General features: G+C 67.4%; 10 protein-coding genes. 5 read left to right on the top strand and 5 right to left on the bottom strand.

Going from position 1 to position 12608, the window contains the following annotated elements:
• The first annotated feature begins 7 nt into the window (after positions 1 to 7).
• Positions 8 to 280, top strand: coding sequence for a hypothetical protein (locus GGQ61_RS17505; RefSeq protein ID WP_156467042.1), 273 nt, complete (start codon positions 8 to 10; stop codon positions 278 to 280).
• A gap of 177 nt (positions 281 to 457) precedes the next feature.
• Here GGQ61_RS17505 and GGQ61_RS17500 read toward each other — a convergent pair whose 3' ends face one another.
• Positions 458 to 787 (bottom strand): copper-binding protein, encoded by a 330-nt coding sequence (locus GGQ61_RS17500; protein WP_068875201.1) that lies wholly within the window; start codon positions 785 to 787, stop codon positions 458 to 460.
• Positions 788 to 963: 176 nt separating this feature from the next.
• Positions 964 to 1161 (bottom strand): heavy-metal-associated domain-containing protein, encoded by a 198-nt coding sequence (locus tag GGQ61_RS17495; protein ID WP_068875200.1) that lies wholly within the window; start codon positions 1159 to 1161, stop codon positions 964 to 966.
• A gap of 212 nt (positions 1162 to 1373) precedes the next feature.
• Here GGQ61_RS17495 and GGQ61_RS17490 point away from each other — a divergent pair, with 212 nt between their 5' ends.
• The 4 genes from GGQ61_RS17490 to GGQ61_RS17475 all read left to right on the top strand — a co-directional run bounded on the left by GGQ61_RS17490 (position 1374) and on the right by GGQ61_RS17475 (position 5764).
• Complete coding sequence (locus GGQ61_RS17490) at positions 1374 to 1787, top strand: four-helix bundle copper-binding protein (RefSeq protein WP_068875199.1); 414 nt, start codon at positions 1374 to 1376, stop codon at positions 1785 to 1787.
• Between the two features lie 220 nt (positions 1788 to 2007).
• A complete protein-coding gene (locus tag GGQ61_RS17485) occupies positions 2008 to 3861 on the top strand; it encodes a copper resistance system multicopper oxidase (protein ID WP_068875198.1) in 1854 nt (617 codons plus the stop codon).
• Positions 3858 to 5042, top strand: coding sequence for a copper resistance protein B (locus tag GGQ61_RS17480; RefSeq protein ID WP_068875197.1), 1185 nt, complete (start codon positions 3858 to 3860; stop codon positions 5040 to 5042). The genes GGQ61_RS17485 and GGQ61_RS17480 overlap by 4 nt, the downstream gene beginning before the upstream one ends.
• Before the next feature lie 401 nt (positions 5043 to 5443).
• Positions 5444 to 5764, top strand: a complete 321-nt coding sequence (locus GGQ61_RS17475; RefSeq protein ID WP_343056184.1) for a DUF411 domain-containing protein — start codon at positions 5444 to 5446, stop codon at positions 5762 to 5764.
• A gap of 476 nt (positions 5765 to 6240) precedes the next feature.
• Here GGQ61_RS17475 and GGQ61_RS17470 read toward each other — a convergent pair whose 3' ends face one another.
• The 3 genes from GGQ61_RS17470 to GGQ61_RS17460 all read right to left on the bottom strand — a co-directional run bounded on the left by GGQ61_RS17470 (position 6241) and on the right by GGQ61_RS17460 (position 12216).
• Positions 6241 to 9384, bottom strand: coding sequence for an efflux RND transporter permease subunit (locus GGQ61_RS17470; protein WP_183775728.1), 3144 nt, complete (start codon positions 9382 to 9384; stop codon positions 6241 to 6243).
• Positions 9381 to 10883, bottom strand: a complete 1503-nt coding sequence (locus GGQ61_RS17465; protein ID WP_183775726.1) for an efflux RND transporter periplasmic adaptor subunit — start codon at positions 10881 to 10883, stop codon at positions 9381 to 9383. Before GGQ61_RS17465 ends, GGQ61_RS17470 begins: the two co-directional genes overlap by 4 nt.
• Before the next feature lie 106 nt (positions 10884 to 10989).
• Entirely contained in the window at positions 10990 to 12216 is a 1227-nt protein-coding gene (locus tag GGQ61_RS17460) for a TolC family protein (protein WP_183775724.1), read from the bottom strand.
• Positions 12217 to 12608: the final 392 nt, after the last annotated feature.

The following is a 12608-nucleotide window of genomic DNA, read 5'->3' as shown; positions in this document are numbered from 1 at the left end:
TCGTGTTTTGGCCGACGGTGAGCCAGGCGGGTCCCGCCGACTACCGCTTCGAGCCGTCGCGCCCATCGTCGAACGCGGCGTCGGCGTTCCACTGAAAGTCCGGATCGGGTCACGCACGACCAATGCCGCCATCGCTGGCGCGGACATCCGCGACGCCTATGTCGACCGCTCCCCCGAAGGTCAGGCGGGCGGCGTGCTGCCCGCGTTCTTCACGCCCAGTCTGGAATATGGCGTCTCTAATTTCCGGGCCGCCTACCGACCGACGGGACCTGGGCTCTGAAATTTACCGCGCGCCTCTTCGGAGAGGTCCAGCCGCTGCCGGCCAGCGTGGTTCAAGGTGGTGGGCCGCCTTCCCGTGCAAAGCCGCCGAGCCGGCGGCCATAGGCTCGGATCCGCAAAGCGCATGGCCCTAGCCTGCGAGACCGCCGGCGCCCGGGACGGGACGCCGGCGGCGGTCCTACTTCGGCTGAATCGCCACCACTTCCGGCGTCCCGCCGGTCTTCAGCGTGAAATTGACCTGCTGGCCCATCTTGAGGCCTTTCAGCAGCGCGGGGTCGGCCTTGAAGGCCATGGTCATGGCCGGCCAGCTGAGGGCCGCGATCGGGCCGTGCTGCAGCGTCACCGAGCCGCCCTTGGCGTCGAGCTTCTTGATCACGCCCGCGCCCTGGGCGCCGGCCGCGGCGGCGGGACGGTCCATGCCAGGCATCTTGGCCATGTCATGGCCGGCTTGGGCGAAGGCGGGGCCGCTGAGGCCGAGCGCCGCGACGGCGGCGAGGATCAGTTTCATTGCTAGTCTCCTGGTCTTGCTCGGGTGAGGCGCGCACGGCCTCATGATCGCCCCGCTTGGTTTACGCACGAGGCGGGCTGCGCCCCTCATCGGGTGGGGCAGCGGCCGAGGGGACCGGCGGCGGCCCTGGAAGGGCCGCGTGGGGCCATCGGCTGCACGCGGCGCCTGCAAAGGGATCAGGCCGCGGACGCCGCATAGCCAGCCTCTGCGATTGCGCGCATGACCGCCTTGGGGTCTGCGGCCGTCTCGGCCTCGACCCGCTTGGCGTCAAGATCCACCCGGACCTCAGCCTTGGGATCGACGCGATTGAACGCCTCGGTCACCGATCGGACGCAGTGGCCGCAGCTCATGCCTTCAACATTCAGGCGAAGCATAGCTCATCTCCTCGTTTGGGTTCGCTTCGCCCGGGTACATAGGGATTCCCACGGTAGGAAGGTCAAGGGGGCCGCCTTCAAGCAAACGCGCCAGCAGGCCTCCCATCATAGCAAGCTTTTGTCTTTTCTATTCATTTCATCTGTTCTCGCGGAACCGCGTCGAGGCGCGGCGGTTTGACGAACATTCCCGCGCAGCCAGAGGAAGCTAAACCATGCACGTCCAGGAAATGATCGCGACCCATCCGCATGTCCGCGGCAACACCAACGATGCGCTGATCCGCTGCATCGAGGCCTGCTACGAGTGCGCCCAGATCTGCACGAGCTGTGCGGACGCGTGCCTCGGAGAGGACATGGTCAAGGAGTTGACCCAGTGTATCCGGCTGAATCTGGATTGCGCCGACGTCTGCCTCGCCACGGGCTCGGTCTCGTCGCGCCGGACCGGGACCAACGAGCTCACCATCAAGCGGATGATCGAGACCTGCGCCGAGGCGTGCCGGCTGTGCGGCGACGAATGCCAGAAACACGCGCAGATGCACGAGCATTGCCGCATCTGCGCCGACGCCTGCCGTCGGTGCGAACAGGCCTGTCGCGAGGCAGCCGACACCATCACGCCGACGCTTCAATAGAGGACACCCCACCAGTCAGCGCGCGGTCGTCACTCGCGCGACCGCGCGGCTAGCGCGCCTTGAAGGCATGGGCTGAGATCGCGTTAGCGGCGGGTCCTGGCGTGAACGTGATCCGTTTTTCGACATTTCCATAAGGGTGGCGGCTGATCCGGCGCGTATTTCATGAAAGTGCGCGGCCTCGCAGCCGTGCGGTGTCATTCGCCTGGGATCTCGCATCGACATGAAAGACTTCGATCGTCGCCAGCTTCTGCGCGGCGCCTCGCTGATGGGGGGCGGTCTGGCCCTCAGCACGTTGCTGCCGGGCTGGGCGCAAAGCGCCACGCTGGACACCGGCCCGACGCTGCCGACCCTCACCGGCCCGAATATCGATCTGCGGATCGGCCATTCTCGCCTGAACGTCGATGGCCGCACCGGGCACGCCGTCACCATCAATGGGACGGTGCCCGGGCCTTTGCTGCGGCTGAAGGAAGGCCAGAACGTCCGTCTGTCGGTGACCAATGACCTGGACGAGGACACCTCAATCCACTGGCATGGCCTGCTCGTGCCCTTCCAGATGGATGGCGTTCCGGGGGTCAGCTTCCCCGGGATCAAGCCGCGACAAACCTTCGTCTACGAGTTCCCGATCAAGCAGTCCGGCACCTACTGGTACCACAGCCACTCGGGCCTGCAGGAGGCCGAGGGTCACTACGGCCCGATGATCATCGATCCGGCGGAACCGGACCCGGTCGCCTACGACCGCGAACACGTCATCGTGCTCTCCGACTTCAGCTTCATGCACCCGCACCTGATCTTCAAGCGCTTGAAGCAGCAGGGCGGCGTTTTCAACTTCCAGAAGCAGACCATCGCCAGCTTGCTCGCAGGCAAGGACCAGACGCTTCAAGAGCGCATTGAATGGGCCAAGATGCGCATGGATCCGACGGACGTCTCCGACGTCACCGGTGCGGTGCTGAAGTTCCTCATTAACGGCCACGGGCCGAAGGACAACTGGACCGGGCTGTTCACGCCCGGCGAGCGGGTGCGCCTGCGCTTCATCAACGCCGCCGCTCAGATGGTGTTCGACGTGCGGATCCCCGGGTTAAAGATGACGGTGGTTGCGGCCGACGGCCAGAACGTCCGGCCCGTAGAGGTCGAAGAGTTCCAGATCGGCAACGCCGAGACCTACGACGTCGTCGTGCAACCGACGGAAGATAGAGCCTTCACCATTGTCTCGGAGGCGAGCGACCGCTCCGGCATGGGGCGCGCCACGTTGGCGCCGCGCCCGGGCATGACCGCGCCTGTCCCGCCGCTTCGTGAGCGGCCGCTCGCGACCATGAAGGACATGGGCATGGACATGGGCGCGATGCAGGGCATGAACATGGGCGGGTCCGGCGCCATGCCCGGGATGAACCACGACGCCTCGGGCCATGACATGGCCGCGATGCCGGGAATGGCCGGTATGCCCGGCATGGGAGCCCCGCCCGGCATGGCGCCGCCTAAGCCCCGCGGGTCAGATGCGATGGGGGGCATGGCAGGTATGAAGATGTCGATGCGCGACCCGCAGAATGCCCCTGGGGTAAAGCTTGGTCCCGGAGTCCAGACCATTGCACCGATGCCGATGGATCGCACCGGCGAACCGGGACAAGGGCTGGAGAGCGTCGGCCATCGGGTGCTGGTCTACAAGGACCTCATCGCGCTGACGCCGAGCGTCGATCCACGGATACCGACGCGCGCGCTCGACATCCACCTGACCGGGAACATGGAACGGTTTATGTGGGGGTTCGACGGCCTGAAGTTCAGCGAGACCAGCAAGCCGTACACCTTCGAGAAGGGAGAGCGGGTTCGGGTGACGCTGATCAACGACACCATGATGGCCCACCCGATCCACCTGCACGGTCATTTCTTCGAACTAGCGCACGCGCCACCGGGCTACGGGCCGAGGAAACACACGGTGACGGTGGCGCCGGGCGGCAAGGTCTCCTGGGACATCACGGCGGATCCGGGAGATTGGGCCTTCCACTGTCACATGCTCTACCACATGCACGGCGGGATGTTCCAAGTGTTCAGCGTGCGGCCGCTCGACGGAGCCGCCGCATGAACCGGCTCGCTCTGATTTCGCTGGTCCCCCTGCCGTTGGCGACGCCTGTCGCGGCGCAGACCATGGACCATTCTTCCATGCCGGGCATGGCCATGCCGGCTGCGCCGTCACAACCCGCTCAGCAATCCAAGCCCAAGGCAAAGGCCCAGCCCGCGGCGCCCCCGCGCCGCAACGCGACGCCGGCGCCGCCCGCCGACGCGCATGCCGGCCACACTACGCCGGGCGGCGCAGCCCCGATGGACCATTCGGCGATGCCAGGGATGTCGATGCCGGCCCCGTCGCAGGGGCCAGCTTCCAGCGGCATGCCAGGCATGACCATGCCCGCCGCTCCAGGGCCGCAGGACCATGGCGCCATGCCCGGGATGACCATGCCGGCGCAGGCCGCGCCGGCGGATCATTCGGCCATGCCGGGAATGAACAGCGCTCCGGCGGCGACCGCCGATATTCCGAAGACGCCGCCGCCGCCGCCGCCGACGGACCGGGCGGCCGACCGCTTCTTCTCGGCGGCCGCCATGGATAGCGCTGTTGCCGAACTTCGCCGTGAGCACGGCGCGGTTATAACCTCGAAGTTCATGACCAATCTGGCGGAATACCAGGCGCGCAAGGGCGCGGATGGTTATACCTGGGACGCCCAGGCTTGGTTTGGCGGCGACATCAACCGCTTCGTGCTCAAGAGTGAAGGGGAAGGGACCCGCGGCGAAGGCCTCGAAGCCGCCGAGCTGCAGGCGCTCTATTCCCGCGCCGTCGGCGTTTACACCGATGTCCAGGTGGGGATCCGGCAGGACTTTGAACCGCGCAACCGGACCTATGCGACCGTGGGCTTCGAGAGCCTTTTCCCGTATTGGTTCGACGTCGAGGGCGCCGTCTTCCTCTCCAACAAGGGGGAACTCCTCGGGCGCTTTGAAGGTTCCTACGACGTGCGTCTGACCAACCGCCTGATCCTACAGCCGCGGGCAGAATTCAATCTCGCCGCGCAGAACACCGTCGAGACCAAGACCGGCTCTGGACTGTCCAACGCTGAGCTCGGGCTGCGCCTTCGCTACGAGGTCCGTCGGGAGTTCGCGCCCTATATCGGCGTCTCCTGGGACCGGAAGTTCGGCAAGACCGCCGACTATGCGCGCGCCCTTGGCGAAGACGTCGAAGCGACGAGTTTCGTCATGGGTGTTCGCGCCTTCTTCTAGCGCTGCGGCGCGGGCGGGCTGCCGGCGCGAATAGCGCCGGCTCTGCCGCAGCGCCGAGGCTTGATCCGAAGCCGTCGGAGATCGTCAGTTTGTTCACACTCTCCATGGCGAGGGTTCGCCGTGCACTTGCTCCTGAGACCCAGGCGCGAACGATGATCGGGCGTCACGGCCGCTCGCTTCAGCCGCCGCCCCGTACGGGCGCCGTTGCGCCGAATCGCAGCCCTAACCGGATAGCCAAGGGACGAGACAAGATGATTTCCCAAAGGTTGGATCGGCGCCATTTGCTCGCAGGCGGGGCTGCTGCGCTCCTGGTTAGCGGCTGCGCCCGGGCTGCCTCTACGGGACCCTTGGTCGTCTACAAGACGCCATACTGCGGCTGTTGCAAGGGTTGGGTGACCCACATGACTCGTGCGGGCTTCTCCCCGACTATCAATGAGCTCGAGGATCTCGCGCCTGTCCGCAGCCGTTATGGCGTCCCGTTCACGCTGTCCTCCTGCCACACGGCAGTCATTGGCGGCTATGTCGTCGAGGGGCATGTGCCGCCTGCCGATGTGATGCGCCTGCTGCGGGAGAAGCCGAAGGCGCTCGGCCTCACGGTTCCGGGCATGCCGATTGGGTCTCCAGGCATGGAAATCCCCAACGGTTCTGCGGAGAGGTTCGAGACCCTGTTGCTCCTCGATAGATCCGGACGGACGCAGGTGTTCGCCACGCACGGCGCCTGATCAGGCGCGCGAGCGTAGCTTTGCTGCCTTGCGCCCCTTCATCGTTACCCGTGCAGCTGGCTGCCCGTGCCTCCGATAGCCCTCCTCTCCTCGACGGCCGGCATACCGAGGCTGCGTTCATCGCCTCCTAATTTTCCTTCCAGTGGGTCAAGCCGTCCGGCGGGGTTTCCGACGGCACTCCGCAGGCGGAGCGCCTGGGGCGCTTCGTGCGCGTGGCGGCGATCTCAAGGTGGAGATCGCTGCGCGGCCCTCAGCCTACCGCGCGGTCTGCCGTACCGCGTGGGCGCGACACGCCCCCATGGCAAGTCGGTCCCGTCGCCGCCTCGTCGCCGTCGCGGAGATCGCAACGTCTCAACGCCGGTCCGACCGCCCGTTCTTAGACATCGTTTGGCGCCGGATAGCGGTGGCTGGTCGGATCGGGCGGTCCGCTCAGCTGCTCGCACTGTATTGGAGTGCCGTTCGGCTGCAGACGCCGCTTAGCGGCCCGCTCGGGACCCATCCTCAGGGAGCCTCCGGCGGCGAAGGAGGAGATAGCCTGCAGGAACGACGAGCATCGACAGGAGGGGGGCGGTGAGCATGCCGCCGATCATCGGAGCGGCGATGCGGCCCATGACCTCCGAGCCGGCGCCATGGCCAATGAGCATCGGCGCCAGACCGGCGATGATCACCGCGACCGTCATCGACTTCGGCCGGACCCGAAGCACAGCGCCGTCGCGAACGGCCTCCTGGAGATCCTGCCGTGTGGGATTCGCGCCCCGCGCCTCGAGAGCCTGCTTGAGGTAGATGAGCATGACGACGCCGAATTCGGCCGCGACGCCGGCCAAGGCGATGAAACCGATGCCCGTCGCGACGGAGTGGTGGAAGCCCAGCAGGTAGAGCATCCACAACCCACCGGTCAGGGCGAAGGGCAGGGTCCCCATGATCAGCGCCGCTTCATCCCATCGGCCGAAGGTGACGTAAAGCAGGACGAAGATGATCAGCAGGGTCGCCGGGACCACGATCTTCAGACGTTCGACCGCATGCTGCAAGTACTCAAATTGGCCGGAATACGAGAGGCTGACCCCCGGCGGAACCTTGACGTCCTTGGCGACCGCCGCCTCAAGATCTTTGACGACCGACGCCAAGTCCCGCCCGCGCACGTCGACATAGATCCAGGTCGAAGGCCGGCCGTTCTCACTCTTGAGCATCGGCGGCCCCTCGGCTACCTCGACCTTCGCGACCGTGCCCAGGGTGATCTGTTGGCCGGACGGCGTGTAGATCGGCAGCGCGCGCAGCTCGTCGAGGCTGTCGCGAATCTCGCGCGGATAACGCACATTGATCGGATAGCGGGCCAGGCCCTCGACCGTCTCGCCGACGTTTTCGCCGCCAATGGCCCCGCCGATGATGTCCTGGACGTCGGCGATGTTCAGTCCGTACCGGGCCGCCGCGGCGCGATCGATGTTCACGTCCACGTAGCGGCCGCCCGTGAGCCGTTCCGCGAAGGCGGTGCTGACGCCCGGGACGGTCTTGGCCACGGTCTCGATCCGCTGCGCGATCGCGTCGATCTGGCTGAGATTGGCGCCGGACACCTTGACGCCGATCGGGCTCTTGATGCCGGTCGCGAGCATGTCGAGCCGGTTGCGGATCGGCGGAACCCACACATTGGTCAGGCCCGCCACCTTCACCTTGCTGTCGAGTTCCTCCACCAGCTTGTCGGGGGTCATGCCCTTGCGCCATTGGCTTTGTGGCTTGAACTGGATCACGGTCTCGAACATTTCGAGCGGCGCCGGGTCGGTCGCGCTCTCCGCGCGCCCGGCCTTGCCGAAGACGGTGGCCACCTCCGGCACGGTCTTGATCATGCGATCGGTCTGCTGGAGCAGTTCGGAGGCTTTCGCCGCCGACAAGCCGGGCAGGGCGGACGGCATGTAGAGCAGGTCGCCTTCGTTCATCGCCGGCAGGAACTCGCCGCCTAGATGGGTGAGCGGCCAAGCGGTGGTGGCGAAGGCCAAGAGCGCCGCGAGCAGGGTCTTCTTCGGGTGCTTCAGCACCCAGTTGATGGCGGGCCGATAGAGGGCGGTCAGTCCCCGGTTCAGGAAGTTCGCGTTTTCCGGTGGGATGCGGCCGCGGATCAGGTAGCCCATCAGGACCGGCACGAGGGTGATCGACAGGATGGCCGCGCCGGCCATCGAATAGGACTTGGTGAAGGCCAGCGGCTTGAACAGCCGACCTTCTTGCGCCTGCAGGGTGAAGACCGGCACGAAGGACAAGGTGATGATCACCAGGCTGAGGAAGAGCGCCGGCCCCACCTGGGCAGCGGCTTCGGTGACCACCCGCCAGTGCTCGGCGCCTTTCAGCTTCTCGCCGGGATGCTCGTGCTCCCACTGCTCGATGTGCTTGTGGGCGTTCTCGATCATCACGACGGCCGCATCGACCATGGCGCCGACGGCGATGGCGATGCCGCCAAGCGACATGATGTTGGCGTTCACGCCCTGCACGCGCATGACGATCAAGGCCATCAGCACGCCGATCGGCAGGGACAGGATCGCGACCAGGGCCGAGCGCATGTGCCAGAGGAACAGCGCGCAGACCAGCGCCACGATGATGAACTCTTCGATCAGCTTGCCGCGCAGGTTCTCCACCGCGCGATCGATCAATTGGGAACGGTCATAGGTGGTCACGACCTGCACGCCGGGCGGGAGACTGTGCTTGAGCTCTTCGAGCTTGGTCTTGACGGCAGCGATGGTCGCCCGGGCGTTCTTGCCCGATCTGAGCACCACCACGCCGCCGGCCACCTCGCCCTGGCCGTTCAGCTCGGCGATGCCGCGCCGCATCTCCGGCCCGATTTGGATGGTGGCGACATCGCCCAGGCGCACCGGAACCCCGCCGGCGGCGGTCCGCAGCGGGATCGCGCGGAAGTCGTCCAGCGACTGCAGATAGCCGCCCGCGCGGACCATGTATTCGGCCTCGCCCAATTCGAGGACGGAGCCGCCAGCCTCCTGGTTGGCGCGCCGGATCGCCTCGACCGCCTGTTGCTGGGTGACCCCGTAGCCGGCGAGTTTGGTCGGCTCGAGGACGACCTGGTACTGTTTGACCATGCCGCCGATGCTGGCGACCTCGGCGACCCCGGGAAGCGTCTTCAGCTCATAGCGCAGGAACCAGTCCTGCAGGCTGCGGAGCTGCGCCAGGTCGTGGCGGCCGGTCTTGTCGACCAGGGCGTACTCATAGACCCACCCGACGCCGGTGGCGTCCGGTCCGAGAGCAGCTTTCGCGGAGGGCGGCAGCCGGCTCTGCACCTGGTTGAGGTATTCGAGCACCCGCGAGCGGGCCCAGTAGAGATCGGTCCCCTCGTCGAAGATGATGTAGACGAAGCTGTCGCCGAAGAACGAATAGCCGCGCACCGTCTTGGCGCCAGGGACCGACAGCATGGTCGTCGCCAGGGGATAGGTGACCTGGTTCTCGACGATCTGGGGAGCCTGGCCAGGATAGTTCGTCCGGATGATCACCTGCACGTCGGAGAGGTCCGGCAAGAAGTCGACCGCCGTCGATTTGACTGCCAGTCCCCCGGCGACGGTGATGGCGAGAACGGCGAGCAGGACGAAAAAGCGGTTCCTGACGGACCCGCGAATGATCGCCGCGATCATTGCGCCGGCTCCTTGCTGAGCCGGCGCAAGGTGGGGCCGGCGGCCGGCTGGTCAAAGGCGAACCGCACGCGGTCGCCCTTCTTCACCCCCTTCAGCAGCGCCGCCCGCTCGACGCGGAACGTCATGGTCATCGCGGGCCAGCCGACGGCGGGGACCGGCTGGTGGGAGATCGTCACGCCGTCCGCGCCGATCGACTCGATGTGGCCGGTCGTTTCGGCCACGCCGACTGTGGTTTTCGGAGCGGCCGCCGGAGACGCGGGCAAGGCCATCCCGCCGCCGACCGGGCGGGCCTGGATTCCGGAAAGGCTGGCCTCGGAATCGATCAGGAACTGGCCGGAGGCGACGATCCGTTCGCCTTCGGAGAGCCCGGCCAGGATCTCGGTCTTGTCGCCGGCGCTCTGTCCGATCTGCACTTCGGCCGGCTGGTAGCGGCCGCCCGGCAAGGCCAGCATCACAAGGCTGCGCTTGCCTGTGCGAATGATCGCTTCGGTGGGAACGAGGATCGCAGGCCGTGCGGTGGAGGTGAGCTGGACGTTGGCGAACATGCCCGGCCTCAGCCGACCGACGCGGTTCGGCAGTTCGATGCGCACCTGCAGCGTTCGGCTCTCCACCTGGGCCTGCGGCAGGACCGCCGTCACCCGTCCCGAGAAGGTCTCCCCGGGGTAGGCCGAGAGGGTGGCGGTGACCGGCTGCCCCGGCTGGATCTGTCCGGCCATCGCCTCGGGCACCGCCGCATTCAGCCACACAGTGCCCAGGCCGGAGATCTCCGCCAAGGTTTCGCCGGCCGAGACCGACATGCCGCTGCGCACGCTGAGCGTCTTGATGACCCCGCCGATCGGGGCGGTGACGGTCACCACGTTGCGGGCGCGCCCGCTCTGGTCGATCTGGCGGATGAGCGCAGGCGACATCCCGAGCAACTGTAACCGCTGCTGGGCGGCGCGGATGAGCGCTGGATCTCCCGTCCGGCGCACCGCCAGATACTCGGCCTGGGCGCCGCCCCATTCCGGAACCAGGAGGTCCGCCAAGGGCGCGCCAGCTGGAATGATGTCGCCGGGCGCGCGGCCATAGACGCGTTGCACGAAGCCCGCCGCGCGCGGCTGCACGATGGCGACGTCGCGCAGATTGAAGTCGATCGTGCCGGTCGCCGTCACCCCGCCAGCGAGTTCTCCGCGCGTGGCCGTCGCGAGCCGCATGCCGAGGTTGGCGACCTTCGCGGGATCGATCTTGAATCCCACCACGCCGGGGCCGGCGCCTTCGTCGGCGTATTTGGGCACCATATCCATGCCCATCGGCGACTTGCCCGGCGCCGGGAAGTGTTGCTGGGGAACCATCGGGTCGTACCAGTAGAGGACCTTTTTCCCACCTAAAGCGCTCGCCTCGGATGCGGTCGACGGCCTGGGCGTCAGTTGGGCAAGGCCGTAGCCGGCTGCGGCGGCGACGATGGCGATGACGCCGGCGGTCGCGAGGGTTCTGAGGTTTGACCGTGACGTGGTGCTCATTGGTCGCTGCTTTCAGAGGGGGTGGTGACCCGAACGCCATGGCGTGGGCTGACCCGCTCGGCGCCGGGCTGGCCGGGATTGAGGGTCATGAAGGCGGAGCGGGCGCTCATGGTCGGTCGCTCCCGTAGGTGAGCGCCAGCGTGGCGGCGTCGGCGGCGACCGCCGCCTCGCGATCCAGCAAGGTCAGCTGGGCGTTGGCGAGCGCCGTGAAGGCTTGGAGCACGTCGGTCAGCCCGCCGCGGCCCGCGCCGTAACTGGCCGTCTCCAAGTCAGCGCGCCGCTTGGCGAGCGGTATCAGCACGTCCTTGGCCCGGCTCCATTGATCATGGTGCATCAGGTGGTCGGCGAGACCAGCCTCGAGCTGGGCGGCGAGGTCGCGGCGAGTCGCCTCGGCTTCGGCCTGGCTTTGGGCCGCAGAGGCGACATTAGATGCGATGAGCGGGTCCTGCCGCCGGGCGGCGAACAGCGGCAGGGTCACGGTCACGCCTGCGGAGACCATGTCGCCGAACATTGGATCGCGCCGCTGGTAGGCGAGCTCCCAGCTCCAGTCCGGCCGTTTCTGGGCGCGGGCGAGGCGCAGGTCGGCCTGGGCTTGCGCCGTCATTGCCTCTCGCTCCGCCAGCCGCGGGTGACCGGCCAGCCCGCTCCGCAGTGTGGTCGCATCAACCTCGAAGCCCGGCGGGGATCCGGCGACTCCGGCCTGCGGATCGCCCGTCCAGCGGACGAGGTCTGCGCGGCCGCGTCCCACGGCGGCCAGGAGCTCGCTGCGCCGGTCCTGCAGGTCGGCCCGCATCTGCTCGGCCTCAAGGGACTGCGCGGGCCGCGCCGCGCCCGACGCGACGGCGGAGGGGGCACTGTTCCACAGGGGTTCGAGACTCTTCAACAGCTCGTCGATCGCCGACAACCGCCGTTCGGCATAGTAGAGGTTGATCCAGGCGAGCGCCGTGGCGGTGCGGGTGTCACGGACGCCGACTTGTTCGGCGGCCCCGGCGGCCTGGGTGTCCGTCTGAGCGCGAGCGCGTTCGGCGGCGCGTTTGGCGCCGTTGGGAACATCCTGGATCACGCCGACCCGCGCCATGGTCATGCTGTCGCCGTTGAACCGCCCGGCGGGCGGGCCCGAGACGGGAAAGTTATCCAGCCCGAAGGCGATCTTGGGATCGGGAAGCGCGCCCGCGGCGCGCGCGGCGGCGCGCGCGCTGTCGACCTGCCGCGCGCGGGCCTGAAGGGTCGGCGAGGTTCGCTGGGCGGCGTCGAGCGCGGCGGCAAAGGTCAGCGGCGCAGCCTGCGCGCCGCCGGCCACGAGCAGGCTGGCGAGAAGGATGGGAAGTCGCATGTTCGGAATCCGAAGGGGCATAGAGCAAAGCCGGCCGGGACACGCCGACGGAGCGCAGAGGCTCCGCCGGCGGCCCGTCAAGAACCGCGCCCCGGGGGGTAAGGAGGGGGGCGCGGCCTCTCAGGCGGTTCAGCCGTTCGGCGTCGTCTGCGACGCCGGGCCGTGCATCATCGGGCAAGGGCAATCCCTGATCCCAATGAGGGCGTCCGGTTTGGCGGTTCGGATCACCGGTCGAAAGACATCGTGCGGGTTGGAGGAGGGTGGGCCCACCCGGTGGTCATAGCGTCCTCCCTCAGCAGGCAGGGCTATCGCATATGGCCGAGCATGGAGAGCAGGAAGGCGTTGTCCCACCCGGCGCGCTTGATCTTGGTCTTCATCGAGCCCTTGGCGGG

This window comes from Phenylobacterium haematophilum (assembly GCF_014196295.1).
Lineage (GTDB): Bacteria > Pseudomonadota > Alphaproteobacteria > Caulobacterales > Caulobacteraceae > Phenylobacterium > Phenylobacterium haematophilum.
Note: the sequence above shows the minus strand (reverse complement) of the source record. Positions and strands in the feature narration are given on the sequence as shown.

Excerpts from the sequence above, each read along its gene's own strand:
- GGQ61_RS17495 (WP_068875200.1), bottom strand. The coding sequence starts at position 1,161 with ATGCTTCGCCTGAATGTTGAAGGCATGAGCTGCGGCCACTGCGTCCGA.
- GGQ61_RS17490 (WP_068875199.1), top strand. The coding sequence starts at position 1,374 with ATGCACGTCCAGGAAATGATCGCGACCCATCCGCATGTCCGCGGCAAC.
- GGQ61_RS17475 (WP_343056184.1), top strand. The coding sequence starts at position 5,444 with ATGACTCGTGCGGGCTTCTCCCCGACTATCAATGAGCTCGAGGATCTC.
- GGQ61_RS17500 (WP_068875201.1), bottom strand. The coding sequence starts at position 787 with ATGAAACTGATCCTCGCCGCCGTCGCGGCGCTCGGCCTCAGCGGCCCC.
- GGQ61_RS17470 (WP_183775728.1), bottom strand. The coding sequence starts at position 9,384 with ATGATCGCGGCGATCATTCGCGGGTCCGTCAGGAACCGCTTTTTCGTC.
- GGQ61_RS17465 (WP_183775726.1), bottom strand. The coding sequence starts at position 10,883 with ATGAGCACCACGTCACGGTCAAACCTCAGAACCCTCGCGACCGCCGGC.
- GGQ61_RS17480 (WP_068875197.1), top strand. The coding sequence starts at position 3,858 with ATGAACCGGCTCGCTCTGATTTCGCTGGTCCCCCTGCCGTTGGCGACG.
- GGQ61_RS17460 (WP_183775724.1), bottom strand. The coding sequence starts at position 12,216 with ATGCGACTTCCCATCCTTCTCGCCAGCCTGCTCGTGGCCGGCGGCGCG.
- GGQ61_RS17485 (WP_068875198.1), top strand. The coding sequence starts at position 2,008 with ATGAAAGACTTCGATCGTCGCCAGCTTCTGCGCGGCGCCTCGCTGATG.